Origin of the sequence: Ekhidna sp. (assembly GCF_965221965.1) — a bacterium.
In the GTDB taxonomy this organism is placed as follows: domain Bacteria; phylum Bacteroidota; class Bacteroidia; order Cytophagales; family Cyclobacteriaceae; genus Ekhidna.
Genome location: NZ_OZ244926.1, coordinates 796,290 through 810,571, shown reverse-complemented (window position 1 = coordinate 810,571; position 14,282 = coordinate 796,290). Strand labels below are relative to the sequence as shown.

At 41.3% G+C, this 14,282-nt stretch carries 16 protein-coding genes; 11 read left to right on the top strand and 5 right to left on the bottom strand.

Annotated features, from left to right (window positions below; translation table 11 throughout):
* Window positions 1–5: 5 nt before the first annotated feature.
* Genes ACOQON_RS04045 through ACOQON_RS04035 form a run of 3 tightly spaced genes read right to left on the bottom strand, consistent with a single transcriptional unit; the run spans window position 6 to window position 2,316 of the window.
* Window positions 6–983, bottom strand: a complete 978-nt coding sequence (locus ACOQON_RS04045) for an NADPH:quinone oxidoreductase family protein (RefSeq protein ID WP_420577643.1) — start codon at window positions 981–983, stop codon at window positions 6–8.
* On the bottom strand, window positions 980–1,291 hold the full coding sequence (gene arsC / locus ACOQON_RS04040) for an arsenate reductase (glutaredoxin) (protein ID WP_420577642.1): 312 nt from the start codon (window positions 1,289–1,291) through the stop codon (window positions 980–982). Before arsC ends, ACOQON_RS04045 begins: the two co-directional genes overlap by 4 nt.
* Before the next feature lie 26 nt (window positions 1,292–1,317).
* Window positions 1,318–2,316 (bottom strand): acetamidase/formamidase family protein, encoded by a 999-nt coding sequence (locus ACOQON_RS04035; RefSeq protein WP_420577641.1) that lies wholly within the window; start codon window positions 2,314–2,316, stop codon window positions 1,318–1,320.
* Window positions 2,317–2,383: 67 nt separating this feature from the next.
* Here ACOQON_RS04035 and ACOQON_RS04030 point away from each other — a divergent pair, with 67 nt between their 5' ends.
* The gene (locus ACOQON_RS04030) at window positions 2,384–5,278 is read left to right on the top strand and encodes a VPS10 domain-containing protein (RefSeq protein ID WP_420577640.1); all 2,895 of its coding nucleotides are present in this window, start codon (window positions 2,384–2,386) and stop codon (window positions 5,276–5,278) included.
* A 109-nt stretch (window positions 5,279–5,387) separates the two neighbouring features.
* A complete protein-coding gene (gene aac(6') / locus ACOQON_RS04025; RefSeq protein ID WP_420577639.1) occupies window positions 5,388–5,825 on the top strand; it encodes an aminoglycoside 6'-N-acetyltransferase in 438 nt (145 codons plus the stop codon).
* Window position 5,826: 1 nt separating this feature from the next.
* Here the strand turns inward: aac(6') and ACOQON_RS04020 are convergent, their stop codons facing one another.
* Window positions 5,827–6,369, bottom strand: a complete 543-nt coding sequence (locus tag ACOQON_RS04020) for an EF-hand domain-containing protein (protein ID WP_420577638.1) — start codon at window positions 6,367–6,369, stop codon at window positions 5,827–5,829.
* 65 nt (window positions 6,370–6,434) lie between these two features.
* Window positions 6,435–6,863: a type II 3-dehydroquinate dehydratase gene (gene aroQ, locus ACOQON_RS04015; RefSeq protein WP_420577637.1), complete on the bottom strand. Its 429-nt coding sequence runs from the start codon at window positions 6,861–6,863 to the stop codon at window positions 6,435–6,437.
* Window positions 6,864–6,991: 128 nt separating this feature from the next.
* Between aroQ and xerD the strand changes: the two genes are divergently transcribed.
* The 9 genes from xerD (at window position 6,992) to pyrF (ending at window position 14,259) form a co-directional block, all read left to right on the top strand.
* Window positions 6,992–7,891 (top strand): site-specific tyrosine recombinase XerD, encoded by a 900-nt coding sequence (gene xerD / locus ACOQON_RS04010; RefSeq protein WP_420577636.1) that lies wholly within the window; start codon window positions 6,992–6,994, stop codon window positions 7,889–7,891.
* Window positions 7,891–8,919, top strand: coding sequence for a quinone-dependent dihydroorotate dehydrogenase (locus ACOQON_RS04005; protein WP_420577635.1), 1,029 nt, complete (start codon window positions 7,891–7,893; stop codon window positions 8,917–8,919). Before xerD ends, ACOQON_RS04005 begins: the two co-directional genes overlap by 1 nt.
* A gap of 9 nt (window positions 8,920–8,928) precedes the next feature.
* Window positions 8,929–9,168, top strand: a complete 240-nt coding sequence (locus ACOQON_RS04000) for a hypothetical protein (RefSeq protein ID WP_420577634.1) — start codon at window positions 8,929–8,931, stop codon at window positions 9,166–9,168.
* 3 nt (window positions 9,169–9,171) lie between these two features.
* Window positions 9,172–9,462: a type II toxin-antitoxin system RelE/ParE family toxin gene (locus ACOQON_RS03995; RefSeq protein WP_420577633.1), complete on the top strand. Its 291-nt coding sequence runs from the start codon at window positions 9,172–9,174 to the stop codon at window positions 9,460–9,462.
* Between the two features lie 54 nt (window positions 9,463–9,516).
* Window positions 9,517–12,042: a DNA translocase FtsK 4TM domain-containing protein gene (locus ACOQON_RS03990; RefSeq protein WP_420577632.1), complete on the top strand. Its 2,526-nt coding sequence runs from the start codon at window positions 9,517–9,519 to the stop codon at window positions 12,040–12,042.
* Between the two features lie 19 nt (window positions 12,043–12,061).
* Entirely contained in the window at window positions 12,062–12,688 is a 627-nt protein-coding gene (locus ACOQON_RS03985; protein WP_420577631.1) for a LolA family protein, read from the top strand.
* A gap of 79 nt (window positions 12,689–12,767) precedes the next feature.
* Window positions 12,768–13,013, top strand: a complete 246-nt coding sequence (locus tag ACOQON_RS03980; RefSeq protein ID WP_420577630.1) for an RNA recognition motif domain-containing protein — start codon at window positions 12,768–12,770, stop codon at window positions 13,011–13,013.
* Between the two features lie 113 nt (window positions 13,014–13,126).
* Entirely contained in the window at window positions 13,127–13,342 is a 216-nt protein-coding gene (locus ACOQON_RS03975) for a hypothetical protein (protein ID WP_349564246.1), read from the top strand.
* Between the two features lie 101 nt (window positions 13,343–13,443).
* The gene (gene pyrF, locus ACOQON_RS03970; protein ID WP_420577629.1) at window positions 13,444–14,259 is read left to right on the top strand and encodes an orotidine-5'-phosphate decarboxylase; all 816 of its coding nucleotides are present in this window, start codon (window positions 13,444–13,446) and stop codon (window positions 14,257–14,259) included.
* The last annotated feature ends 23 nt before the right edge of the window (window positions 14,260–14,282 follow it).

Sequence of the window (14,282 nt, the reverse complement as noted above, 5' to 3'; positions counted from 1 at the left end):
AATTATTAACTTATTTGAATGATGATTTTACCTTTTACTTGCCTTCTCTCAATTTTTTCTAAGGCATGTCTGGTGTCCGACAATGCGAATACTTCATCAACAATCGGGTTAATTTTTCTGTTTTTTACCATTTCCAAGAGCTCCTGAATATTGGTTTTATTCTCCTCAGGGAAATTTCGAAAGAAGTTACCCCAAAACACTCCGGTGATCGAAGCACTTTTTAGCAATGGAAGATTGAGGGGTATTTTAGGGACATAACCTGACGCAAAGCCCACCACAAGAAACCGACCCATCGGTGCAATTCCCCGAAAAGCCTGCTCAGAATAATCACCACCAACTGCATCAAATATCACATCAGCTCCCTTTCCACCAGTAAGATCTTTCAGAGCCGATTTTATATTATCAGGTGTATACTTATGTAAAATGTCGGCACCTAATTCCTTGCAGAATTCCAGCTTCTCATCTGTAGATGCACAAGCAATAATATTCGCACCCATCGCTTTACCTAATTGTATGGCTGCAGTACCCACTCCGCCAGAAGCACCCAGTATAGCCAAAGTCTCTCCTTTTTGAAGCTTTGCCCGATCCTTCAATGCATGAATCACCGTACCATGAGTCATTAAAACGGTAGCCCCATCCTGAAAGCTTACTTCCTTTGGTAAGTGGTGGGTATTAAATGCAAACCCCTCCGCCTCCTCGGCGAAAGCTCCTGAGGTAGTTCCTGAAATCACCCGATCACCTGGCTTAAAACCCTCTACACCCGGGCCAACTTCTTTGATGATACCTGCCACCTCACCACCAGGAGAAAATGGAAGCTCCGGCTGAAATTGATATTTTCCTCTAATGATGAGTGTATCTGGAAAGTTTACTCCGGCGTATTTCACTTCAATTTTCACTCTGCCCGCTCCTGGTGATCCAATTTCATGATCTCCATAGACCAGTTTTTCCGGCCCACCTAATTCTTTAACCAGTATTGCCTTCATATGATATCCAGTACTTTTTCAGGTGGACGACCAATCACCGCCTTGTTTTCATATATCACTATCGGGCGTTCAATCAATTTCGGGTAACTAACCATCGCATCCAGCCATTCGTCATCAGACAAATCTTTTCCCTTGAAGTTTTCTTTAAACTCCGCCTCACCCTTTCTAATAAGGTCCATGGGTTTGATCTCCAAAAGATCTACGATCTGTTTTAGTTCCTCTTTTGTCGGAGGGGTTTTCAGATATTCCTTTACGATGAAATTTTCACCTTTCTCTTCTATCAAAGCAAGCGTCTGCCTGCTTTTCATGCATCGGGGGTTATGATAAATGGTAATCATTTGGATAATACTTCTTTATCTATAGACATAGTCACTAACATGTGTGGTACATCTACCACTTCTGCGATTTTAAGATCACCTGCCAGTGAACAAAGCATGTAAGCATCATTTCTACTCAAACCATGGTTTTTTACCAGGTAATCGATCATGTATCTGGTGGCCTTTTTGGCTGCCTCATCAATGGTAGTAGCGTAAGCTGTTACTGCATAAACATCTTCATTTTCATATTGAGGTTCACTAATGGAAGATCCTTTCAATAGTTCTATCTCAACCAGAAACTTCATAGGAGCCTCAATGGCTGTACCACACACCTCACCTAAGCCTTGAGCAGCATGTGCATCACCAATTGAAAATAAGGCGCCTTCAACAAACACAGGAAGATAAACAGTAGTCCCCTCCACAATATTCGGATCATCCATATTACCTCCGTTTGCTCTGGGAGGGATTGTAGATAGTAAACTATCTGTATCAGGAGCTACACCCAAAACGCCGGGGAATGGTTTCAAAGGAATATTAATTCCGTCAGCAAAACGCACATTATTTTTTCCAGCCAGTTCAAATGTTTTCAAATGTGGCTCAGTGAATTCATCGGCCAAAAATCCAAAACCCGGCAAGATGGCTGTCCAACCCCAATCGCCAATCTCAATTTTATGAAGAGTCACCGCAATTACATCTCCGGGCTGAGCATCATTGATGAAAATCGGCCCTGTCAATGGATGAATCGGATCGAAGCTGAGATTCATTAAATCAGAAGTATCGGAATCAATGGTCAGCTGTCCATCTGTGGCTTCCTCTGTGCTGATTTCCACCACTTCTCCAGAGTTAATTGTTAAGACCGGTTCTATTGTCTTGCTCCACTTGTTATGTGTTTGATCAGAAGTGAGTATATGATCCGGTACTGGATCTACCGTTTCTGCCAATTTCTCCGTGTTTTTCTCTAACGTAGTTGTACATCCCGCGACAACTACCATTAAAATCCATATATGCTTCTTCATGTAGGTAATGGTTGATTTCAAATAGGTTCTGATTTATACTTACTAACTTATTAAAAAATCTAACCTCATGAGAATCATTTTCCTACTTCTCTTTTTGAGTTTGGTCATAATTGTGCCGGCTCAGCGAAAGAAAAAGTCCAACGACGTACCTCCGGCCACACCGGCAAAAGAACGGTGGCAGGGATACCAGCAACGATTAGAATTAGAACAAAGCTCGCTAGTCAAAAATGTTCCATTCCGAAATGTGGGACCTACAGTGATGAGTGGACGGGTAGTTGACCTGGCTGTAGATCCTGCAGATCCTTCACATTTCTATGCCGCATATGCCTCGGGCTCTCTTTGGGAAACAAAGAACAACGGGACCTCTTTCGAGCCCATCTTCGATAATCAAATCGTGATGACCATTGGTGACATTGAAGTAGACTGGGAGAATGATGTCATTTACGTTGGCTCGGGAGAAAACAACTCCAGTCGATCTTCCTACTCCGGTTATGGCATGTTTAGATCTTCAGATAATGGTGACACATGGGAACACATTGGCCTGGCTGAAACACATCACATTGGACGAATCCTCATTCATCCCAGTGATCCAAATACCATTTGGGTCGCTGCACTAGGTCATCTCTATTCTGAAAATCCGGAGCGAGGGGTTTACAAATCCACCGATGGTGGAAAGACATGGAATAAAACCTTATTCGTTAACAATCGAACAGGGATCGTGGAATTGATCATGCATCCTGACAACCCTGATCTATTAATTGCCGGAGCATGGGAAAAGGATCGAAAAGCATGGAATTTCACTGAAGCTGGACCCGGTACAGCCATTTACCGTTCCGAAGATGGGGGAAATACATGGAATGAAATTTCAGATGATTCCGGTTTTCCTGATACAGACGGTACCGGTCGGATAGGTCTCTCTTTCGCTCCATCAAACCCGAATATCGTTTATGCCATCCTTGACAATCAGGATAGAAGACCCAAAGAAGACGATGATGAAGAAGGTTTGACAAAAGATGCGCTTCGAAGCATGAATAATCAGCAATTCATGGCACTTGAAAACAAGAAAATAAACGAATTCTTGGATGAAAATGGCTTCTCCAGGGAATACAATGCGGTTGACATCAAAAAGGATGTAGAAGCAGGAAAAGTAAAACCAATTGATTTGGTGATTTACACGGAAGATGCCAATTCGCTTCTTTTTGACACACCTGTAAAGGGCGGGGAAATGTATCGGTCGGATGATGCAGGGAAGACCTGGAAAAAGACACACGAAGATTTCATCGAAAGCATGATCTTCTCGTATGGTTATTACTTCGGTCAGGTGCGCGTAGACGCCCAAAATCCCGATGTTGTGTACACCATGGGTGTTCCAATCGTTCGCTCGGAGGATGGTGGAAAAACATTTGAAAACATCAATGGAGATAATGTCCATGTGGATCACCATGCCCTCTGGATCAATCCTAAAGACCCAAGACATTTGATTCTGGGTAACGACGGAGGCGTTTATGTGACCTATGACTCTGGTTCAACGTGGATCAACTGCAACTCACCTTCTGTTGGGCAGTTTTATTCGATCGCAGTAGACATGGCTGAGCCATACAACGTCTATGGTGGACTCCAGGACAATGGCGTATGGAAAGGGCCAAGTACCTACGAATATTCAAGAAGCTGGTATCAGGAGGGCCGCTATCCATATGAGAGACTGATGGGTGGAGATGGCATGCAGGTAGCTGTTGATACCCGAGATAATAAGACCGTTTATACTGGCTATCAGTTTGGTAATTACTTTCGTATCAATACAGAAACAGGAGAAAGAAAATATATCACACCTCGTCATCAATTGGGAGATGCCCCGTATCGATGGAACTGGGAAGCTCCAATTGCTTTATCTAGCCACAATCAGGACATTGTTTACTTTGGCAGCAATCGCTTCCACCGGTCCATGGACATGGGTGAAAACTTTGAAACACTCAGTGGAGACCTCACCAATGGTGGCAAAAAAGGAGATGTGAGCTACGGAACCTTAACCACCATCTCGGAATCTCCAACGCGATTTGGATTGATTTACGTGGGAAGCGATGACGGTCTGATACATCGTTCGGAAAACGCAGGTGAAAATTGGACGAAAATTACGGATAAATTACCTGAGAACTTTTGGGTAAGTACCGTGGTAGCATCTGCACACAAAGAAGGTAGAGTATATGCTTCATTAAATGGTTACCGATGGGACAATTTCCGAGCCCTTGTTTACATGAGTGAGGATTATGGAAATAACTGGAAAAACATTTCTGCAAACCTTCCGATGGAACCCGTTAATGTGGTGAAAGAAGATCCTGTAAATGAGAACATCATTTATGTCGGAACTGATCATGGTGTATACGTTTCACTCGATGGTGGCAAAAGCTACCAGGCCTTCATGGAAGGCTTACCAAACACACCGGTTCATGATTTGATTGTTCACCCAAGAGCAAATGAATTGATTTTGGGCACACATGGAAGAGGTATTTACATTGGTGATGTGTCTATTGTTCAGCAAATGAATGATGAAATTTTAGCCAAAGAAATTCATGCATTCCCAATCAAGGAAATGACACACAGTTCCAGGTGGGGAAGTAAGACCTGGGCATGGGGTGACGTTATTGAGCCGACGATTGATGTGACTTTTTATGCAAACTCTGCTGCTAATGGGAAAATTGAAATTATCTTTAAGGATCAGGTAGTTTCTTCCACAGATATTAAGGCTGATCAAGGTTTGAATAATGCTAAAATACCATTGGAAACTGATGAGTCATTCAAAGAACTACTTGATGATGAACAAAAGGAAAATTATGAAGCCGCCGAAAATGGCGACTATCATTTAACGATTGGAGAGTACACGGTTCGTATCACAGTCGGTAACACGAACGTAGAAACTCCTTTAACTATAAAAAAACCAAGGGAGAGACCAGGTAGAAAGGAATAGGGATTAATAGACTAACTAATGGTACAATTAGCCACTTCACATTTGAAGTGGCTTTTTTATTCTAAGAAAACCAGAATGTATCTTTATAGTAACACCACCCTGTTACGCCATGACTATTGAAGAAATCTCAAAGGATAATGTCTCTGACCTGGCACAATTAGTTCTTTACCTCTGGCCTGAATGCAATTACAAAGAGGAATTTCAAAATGGACTTAAAATCCTTGAATCAAAAACAGAGACGGCTTTCATTGCGAAAAATCATGGAATTTATTTAGGGTTCATTCAGCTGGCACTCAGATATGAGTTTGTGGAAGGAACATCAACCTCTCCGGTTCTCTATATGGAAGGTATATATGTTGACCCATGTCACAGAAAGGAAGGAATAGCAAAAAGGCTCATCGAAGTAGCTGAAAGATGGGGCAAAGCCACAGGGTGTACTGAGATGGCTTCTGATACCGAGATAACGAATCAACTAAGCATTCAATTCCATCATTCAGTGGGGTTTGAAGAAGTTAACCGGCTGGTTACTTTTAAGAAAAAGATCTAATTCAACCCCTTCTCCAATCACCAAAGATCCAGTTGCCGGGAGCCTTCTCATCAGGTGACATAAAAAAGTCTTCAAAGGCTTTAACCAGCTCGCCTCCACTGATTCGTCCATCTCCATTGATATCAAGTAAGTCAAACGCTTTTTTGGCTACTGACATGTACAAGCCATACGCTTTAAACATATCCAGATATTCCCGCTCGTCAATGTGACCATCCATGTCCTGATCAAAAAGAGAAAAAAGGTAGGTAGCTGACTGATTGATGTAATCATTCGGTTGAGTCAGAACCACGTCATCAAAAAACTGAATCCATTCATCAAGGGTAAGCTCAGCTTGCTCCTTTTCTATATCCTTTACAATTTGCACAAATAGCCTGTGCGCCCTCAACTTTAATTCTAACCGAACAACAGAATTATCATCAAGCCCGATGATATCGCTCATCGTCTCTCCTACTAACTCAAAGTCATCCTTCTCCAGAATACCATTTCCGTTGTTATCCAGCACATTGAAAAAGTGAGTGATCTTTTGTTTTTGAACATCTGTCATGGCGGTGTATTTAAGGGAAAGATAAGAAGTTAGTCGAAAAAACATCCAACTACGTTAGCACAATTCTATGCTCTCTCCATATTTTGAAGCTCTTCGATTGCCACTTCGTACCCTTTCAATCCCATTCCATTAATCGAACCAACACACACATCTTTAACATAACTAATCTGTCGGAATTCCTCTCGCTTTGCAAGGTTAGATATATGCACCTCGAATACGGGTGATTCTATTCCGGCAATTGCGTCTCGCAACGCGATGCTGGTGTGGGTGTACGCTCCAGGGTTAAAGACGATTCCATCATAGGTAAAACCAACCTCATGAAGCTTATCTATTAAAGCTCCCTCATGATTGGATTGAAAATATTCCAATTCATGTTGACCAAACTGCTTTTGCAATTCTTTAAAAAAATCCTCAAAGGATTGATGGCCATAGATCTCAGGCTCTCGTCTGCCAAGGAGGTTAAGATTAGGTCCGTTTAATATGAGTATTCTCAAATTGATGCAATTTTGAATGTAATTTTGAAAATTAGGATGTTTTGTTGAATTCGTCACGTTGAGGCTCTCGAAACGTGAATGTTAAAGATTTCGACAAGCGCAATCCGACATTCACTAAAGTCAATCACTTGTCCTGGCCCACATATACCAAACAATTTAAAAGCTACCTAAAGCTCGAGCGGTCATTGGCCCAAAACTCTGTAGATGCCTACCTCGCAGATATGGCCAAACTTCAACAGTTTTTGGAGATAAAGGAGAGAGACACCCCCCCAACCAAAATCACGCAACAGGATCTCATCGATTTTCTTGAGTTCATCAATGAGCTCGGAATGTCCGCCTACACGCAAGCACGCATGGTATCCGGACTTAAGGCATTCTTTCGATTTCTGGTTTATGAGGAAGTGATCACAAAGGATCCCTCCGAATTGATTGAAGCTCCCAAACTCGGACGCAAACTACCTGATACTCTTGATCTTCCAGAAATAGAGGAACTATTCGGAGCAATCGATATGTCCACTCCGGAAGGTCAGCGAAACCGGGCGATGTTGGAAACCCTTTACAGTTCTGGCTTGCGTGTCACTGAGTTAATCAATCTAAAAATCAGCAACATCCATGATGATATTGGTTTTCTCAGAATCATCGGTAAAGGAAGCAAGGAACGTCTGGTCCCGATTGGACGATCTGCTCTCAAACACATTAAAATCTTTCGAGATGAAGTACGTGTACACATTGATGTAAAACCCGGATTTGAGGATCACCTTTTTGTGACCAAACGTGGCAAGGCAATAAGCAGAGTGATGGTGTTTATGGTGATTAAAGATCTGGCTGCTAAAATTGGATTGAAGAAAAACATCAGTCCCCATACATTTCGTCATAGTTTTGCAACACATCTGATCGAAGGAGGTGCAGATTTACGTGCAGTGCAGGAAATGCTTGGACATGAATCCATCACCACCACAGAAATCTATACACACCTTGATCGGGACTATTTAAAACAGGTAATAACCCAATTTCATCCCAGAAGCTGATGTACCAACTTTTAAAACCTATTTTATTTCTTTTTTCTCCTGAAAAAGCCCACAAAATAACAACCGGACTGCTCCACTTCATATTGAAACTCCCTTTCGGCAAATCAATTATTCGGGGAATGTTCAATTTTCAAGACCAAAGATTAGAAAGTGAAGTGTTTGGGTTGAAATTTAAAAATCCGGTCGGTTTGGCTGCCGGATTTGACAAAAATGCTGAACTCATAGATGACTTTTCAAACCTGGGTTTTGGTTTTATTGAAATAGGAACTCTTACGCCAAAAGGGCAGCCCGGCAACCCTCAACCACGTTTATTCAGACTTCCGAAGGATAACGCATTGATCAATCGTATGGGCTTTAACAATGAAGGTGTTGAAGCGGCAGTCGAACGACTCAAAAGAAGGAAATCCAATATTCTCGTAGGTGGCAACATTGGCAAGAACAAAGTCACACCCAATGAAAATGCACTGAATGATTACCTCATATGCTTTGAAGAGCTTTATGACCATGTAGACTACTTCGTTGTGAATGTGAGCTCACCCAATACTCCAGGCTTACGTGATTTACAGGAAAAAGAGCCGTTAATGAAACTGCTAGCAGCCTTACAAGATGAAAATCAAAAGAAAGATGTTCAAAAGCCTATTCTATTGAAAATAGCACCAGATCTTACTGAGTCACAGCTTGATGACATTATTGAGATTACTCAAAAGCTTAGTTTGGATGGGTTAATTGTATCCAATACAACCATCGATCGATCAGGGTTAAAAACAGATTCAAGTAGAGTTGAAGCTATCGGAGCAGGCGGACTTAGTGGTAAACCAGTATTTGATAAGTCAAATGAAGTCCTTAAATATATCAGAAGGCACCTTCCTCACGTTCATATCATTGCTGTGGGTGGCATTCATTCACCTAAAGACGCAGTAGAAAAAATTCAGGCTGGCGCTAATCTGGTGCAGATTTACACCGGATTGGTTTATGAAGGTCCTGCATTGATTAAGCGGATCAATAAGGAGCTTTTGAAAATTAGTTAACTTTAAATTATGGATATTCAGGCACAAAAGAATGATTTGATTCAGTGGCTTTTAGAGTTAAAAGATGAGAAGACCATTGATTTACTATCCTCTATAAAGCTTTCTGGAATAAATGAAAAGAAGGTATCAATTTCAAAGGAACAAGAGGAAGCGATAAAAGATGGATTAAAATCCATTGAGACGGGGAAAGTTAAAAGTCATAAAGAAGTTCAGGCTGAAACTAAATCTAAGTATCCCAATCTTTTCTAATTAATGCTTCCAATTGTATGGTCAGAGGATGCTATTCAAGATTATCATCAAAATATAGATTTCATTTTATCACGCTGGTCAAAAGAAACCGCAAAAAGATTTATCGAAGAAGTTGAATTAATACTTTCGCTAATTCAAGAACACCCTCAACTCTACCCGAAGGTCAATTTTAAAAATGTTAGAAAAGCGGTAATAAGAAAACAAGTTTCGCTTTTCTACCTTGCGCAAGAAGATCAGATAACACTCGTTAGATTTTGGAATAATTTTCAAGATCAGGAAAACTTAGACTTATAAATAACCATGTTTGATCCACGCTGAAAACTCCATTATTTTTGGAAGTAATATCCTATGGCACAAAATACGTATAAGAAGAAGAGCGAGAAGAAGCAGAAGGCAAGCCTTAAATTCAACTTCATCACCGATCGAAAATTTCATTTATTTATCGGGTTTACCCTGTTGTTGATTTCTATTTTCCTGGGTGTTTCTTTTATATCCTATCTCAGCACTGGTCAGGCAGACCAGAGTGTGGTAGAAGCGTACACCAGTACCAACGTGAAAGAATCAGGTGCTGAAGTACAAAATACTTTTGGACTGATTGGTGCGATTGCTGCACATTACTTTATCTTTCTTTGGTTTGGCATTGCAGCTATCCTCATCCCTCCATTTCTATTCATCGTTGCTTACCGAATCATCTGGTATCGGGCGCTATTACCAATCACCAAGACATTCAACTTTGTTGTTTTTTACCTGATCTGGATCAGCATGGTGATGGGGTACTTTCTCCTAGCTCAGGAGGAAACAACCATGTGGGGATTTTTAAGCGGTGGAATTGGCTATGAGCTGGCAGTAATCTCCCATAGTTTGATGGGATGGGGAGCTATTTTATTCATCGTTTTCCTGTTTGTGATATTCAATATGTTCTTCTTCGATATCACACGCATTCCAGCTTTCAGCGGCATTGTCCCTTCATTCGAAAACCTGATGAGTCAAATCAAGGCTCTCATCCCTGCGAAAAAGCCCAAAGAGAAAAAACAGGATATCTCCTCTGTGCTGGATCAAATCAAAAGAGAAGTAGAAGATGAAGATGCAAACCGGGACGAAACTGAAACCTGGGTGGTAAAGAAAATCCCTCAACAAGAAGCTAAGGAAAAGACTGACCCTGAATTCACCATTGATCTTCCTGAATTCAAAAACGAAGAGCCTTTGCCAAAAGAAGTAGAGGAAAAAGTCTTTGCCCCTAAAGAAGAGCCAACACCACCGCCACAAGAAGAAAAGCCTGCCACAAAAAACGAAGAGTTAGAAGACCTTTCTTTTGAGGTAGAGCAAAAAGAGTTTGAAGAAGAGGTAACCGATCAAGCAATCAATTACGATCCAACACTCGATCTTCCGCGATACAAATTTCCAACCCCATCACTGCTTAATGAATACCCTGACAAAGATGTCAAGGTATCCAAAGACGAGCTGGAGCAAAATAAAGATCGTATCATCGAGACATTGGTCAATTTCAAGATTGGGATTTCCAGTATAAAAGCGACGATTGGTCCCACAGTGACGCTTTATGAAATTGTCCCTGAGGCTGGCGTAAAAATCTCCAAAATCAAAAACCTGGAAGATGATATCGCACTAAGTCTTGCTGCATTGGGAATACGTATCATCGCACCGATTCCGGGAAAAGGAACCATCGGTATTGAGGTTCCAAATAAGAACAGGGAAATGGTAGACGCACGATCTGTTATCACTACCAGTAAATTCATGGAGAGCAAAATGGAGCTTCCGGTGGTCCTTGGAAAAACCATCTCCAACGAAGTGTTTGTGACTGACCTGAGTAAGATGCCGCACCTTCTAATGGCTGGTGCCACCGGACAAGGTAAATCAGTGGGTTTGAATATCATGTTGACCTCTTTGCTTTACAAAAAACATCCTTCTCAGCTGAAGTTTGTCCTTGTAGACCCGAAGAAGGTAGAACTGACACTTTTCAATAAAATCGAAAAGCACTTCCTTGCTAAGCTTCCTGATAGTGAAGAGGCAATTATCACGGACACATCCAAAGTGGTAAATACACTTAACTCACTCTGTATCGAAATGGATAATAGGTACGACTTACTGAAGAGCGCAGCGTGTAGAAACCTAAAAGAATACAATAAGAAGTTTACCGAACGAAAGCTTAATCCAAATAAGGGGCACAGATTCTTGCCCTACATCGTGCTCGTCATTGATGAGTTGGCTGATTTGATGATGACAGCAGGTAAGGAGATTGAAACGCCAATTGCCAGACTTGCACAGCTTGCGCGTGCGATTGGTATCCATTTGATCGTTGCTACCCAGCGACCATCTGTCAATGTAATCACAGGTATCATCAAGGCAAACTTCCCTGCCCGGCTTTCATTTAGAGTTACTTCAAAAATAGATTCCCGAACGATTCTTGATGCAGGAGGTGCGGATCAGCTTATCGGAATGGGAGATATGCTTCTTTCCATGGGATCAGATATGACCCGATTACAATGCGCATTCGTAGATACACCTGAGGTTGAGAAGATCTGTGACTTCATCGGAGACCAAAGAGGTTATGACGATGCATACCTGCTTCCGGAATATGCCGGAGAGGAAGAATCAGGAATTGGGGAAGTAGACTTATCAGACCGTGATTCACTATTTGCAGATGCTGCCAGACTTATTGTCATGCACCAGCAGGGCTCTACTTCACTGATCCAACGAAAGATGAAACTTGGGTATAACCGAGCAGGTCGATTAATTGATCAACTTGAAGCCGCAGGAATCGTTGGCCCTTTTGAGGGTAGTAAGGCTCGCGAGGTACTTATCCCGGACGAACATAGTTTGGAACAGTTATTGTCTGAAATAGAAATTAAATATTAAGAACTAAGAAATTCATCAAATGAAGAAGCTAATTATCGCATCACTTTCACTAGCCATTTTATTTCAGGTTCATGCACAGTATGATCCTGAGGCACTGGCAGTATTGGATGCAATGAGTAATAAATACAAGCAGATAGACGCTTTTAAGGCCTCATTTTCACAAAAGCTAACCAATGAGAGCGCAGGTCTGGACGAAACAATTTCTGGTGATATTGCCGTAAAAGGTGATATGTATGTACTGGAAGTGGCCGGACAGAAGATTTTCAATGATGGTACTGATATATATACCTACAACAAGGAAATAAATGAGGTAACCATTAGCCCTTACGATCCGGAAGAATCGGAAATAACACTTAGCAATATTTATGATATTTATAAAAGTGGTTTCAAATATGTCTTGGCAGAGAAACAGGCCAACGGGGATCGTGTCGTTGAACTTGACCCGGAGAGCAGGGATAAAAGCTATTTCAAAATCAAAATGACCATTAATTCGAAAGATGAGTTAAAGTCATTCACTGTTTTTGAGCGTACCGGAAACAAATATTTATACTCCATTAATTCATTTACCCCTACTTCGTTGAGCGACAGCTACTTCAGTTTTGATGTATCAAAATACCCGAATGTTGAGGTGATAGATTTCCGATAATATAGAATATCAATAAAAAGCATACCTTTGTGGCGTTCAGAACAAGTCTGAGCGCTTTTTTAATTTTTTATTTTTTTTAATGAACATTTTTGTAGCTAAGCTTAACTATGCAACTTCAGAAGACGCATTGAGACAAGCATTTGAAGAATTCGGAACTGTAGATTCCGCTAAAGTTATCATGGACAGAGACACTCAGAGATCAAAAGGTTTCGGGTTTGTAGAAATGCCTAATGATGACGAAGCTAACCAGGCAATCGCAAGCCTAAACGACGCAGAATTAGATGGTAGAACCATCGTTGTAAAAAAAGCTAACCCAAGAGGTTAAGCACTGAAAACAGATTCTAAGTTTTTTGATTTTAATATAATTGCTCGTGTGGAAACTTTTCCACACGAGCATTGTTTTATATAATTGTTACGTACATATAAAATTTTATTGATTTGGCTAGACCTGCAACTACTCCGGTAAAACTTAAAGACGGATACTACATAGAACTCCGACATAAGGGTGAAAGAAAAGGAATTAAACTTAGGAGCGACAGTATTCCTGAATTACACCAGTCGATCAAAAAGTACGAAAAACTGTACGACGTTCACTTTTATGGTGAAGTGAAAAAGGGAAAAGTCGTAAACGACAAGCTCCCCGAGCTTAAATAAATAGTAACTTTTTAATGGTTTTTAAATCCTTTCCTTTGCGAGGAACAGAAGAAGTACGTCTGCACTTTTTATCTTAGCCAAAAGTCACCCAACCTGAATCAATGACCCGACAGCAGCTATTCGACCAAATCAAAGCAAAAGAGTCCTTTCTATGTGTCGGTCTGGACACTGACATCAAAAAAATCCCTAAGCACCTTCTCTCCTCCGAAGATCCAATCTTCGAATTCAATAAACAGATTATAGACGCCACCCATCAGTACGCAGTAGCTTATAAGCCGAACACTGCATTTTATGAGGCGGAAGGAGCCAAAGGCTGGGAGTCTTTACAAAAAACACTTGACTACATACCCAAAGGCATTTTTACTATCGCTGATGCGAAACGTGCAGATATTGGCAACACCTCCTCTATGTATGCCCGTGCTTTTTTTGAAAACATGAACTTTGATTCGGTGACGGTAGCACCATACATGGGGTCTGACTCTGTAAAACCTTTTTTGGAGTTCAATCGCAAGTGGGTGATTATCCTGGCAGCAACTAGTAATCCCGGAGGATTAGACTTTCAGGATGTCATTGTTAGCGTTGATGGTGAAAAGCTTTACGAGCGTGTCATCCGAAAAAGCGCGGAATGGGGGAATGCCAATAACACCATGTATGTCGTAGGTGCTACTCGTCCGGAAGCACTCATTGGTATTCGCACCATGATACCGGATCATTTTCTACTTATTCCGGGTGTTGGAGCACAGGGCGGAGACCTTCAGGCGGTATGTAAATACGGACTGAATAAGCAATGCGGTCTCCTTATAAATTCGTCACGTGGAATCATTTATTCCGATTCTTCAGAAAACTTCGCTAGAGCAGCTGGAGAAGCAGCTCACAAAATTCAGCTGGAAATGGCCGAAATCCTTCAGGGATTATAGCACAAACCGTATCTTAGAAACGA

Bases quoted from the DNA above. Each gene is read 5' to 3' on its own strand.
- ACOQON_RS03985 (WP_420577631.1), top strand. From the start codon at position 12,062: ATGAAGAAGCTAATTATCGCATCACTTTCACTAGCCATTTTATTTCAG.
- ACOQON_RS04005 (WP_420577635.1), top strand. From the start codon at position 7,891: ATGTACCAACTTTTAAAACCTATTTTATTTCTTTTTTCTCCTGAAAAA.
- ACOQON_RS03980 (WP_420577630.1), top strand. From the start codon at position 12,768: ATGAACATTTTTGTAGCTAAGCTTAACTATGCAACTTCAGAAGACGCA.
- ACOQON_RS04020 (WP_420577638.1), bottom strand. From the start codon at position 6,369: ATGACAGATGTTCAAAAACAAAAGATCACTCACTTTTTCAATGTGCTG.
- ACOQON_RS04030 (WP_420577640.1), top strand. From the start codon at position 2,384: ATGAGAATCATTTTCCTACTTCTCTTTTTGAGTTTGGTCATAATTGTG.
- ACOQON_RS04035 (WP_420577641.1), bottom strand. From the start codon at position 2,316: ATGAAGAAGCATATATGGATTTTAATGGTAGTTGTCGCGGGATGTACA.
- pyrF (WP_420577629.1), top strand. From the start codon at position 13,444: ATGACCCGACAGCAGCTATTCGACCAAATCAAAGCAAAAGAGTCCTTT.
- arsC (WP_420577642.1), bottom strand. From the start codon at position 1,291: ATGAAAAGCAGGCAGACGCTTGCTTTGATAGAAGAGAAAGGTGAAAAT.
- ACOQON_RS04000 (WP_420577634.1), top strand. From the start codon at position 8,929: ATGGATATTCAGGCACAAAAGAATGATTTGATTCAGTGGCTTTTAGAG.
- ACOQON_RS03995 (WP_420577633.1), top strand. From the start codon at position 9,172: ATGCTTCCAATTGTATGGTCAGAGGATGCTATTCAAGATTATCATCAA.
- ACOQON_RS03990 (WP_420577632.1), top strand. From the start codon at position 9,517: ATGGCACAAAATACGTATAAGAAGAAGAGCGAGAAGAAGCAGAAGGCA.
- ACOQON_RS04045 (WP_420577643.1), bottom strand. From the start codon at position 983: ATGAAGGCAATACTGGTTAAAGAATTAGGTGGGCCGGAAAAACTGGTC.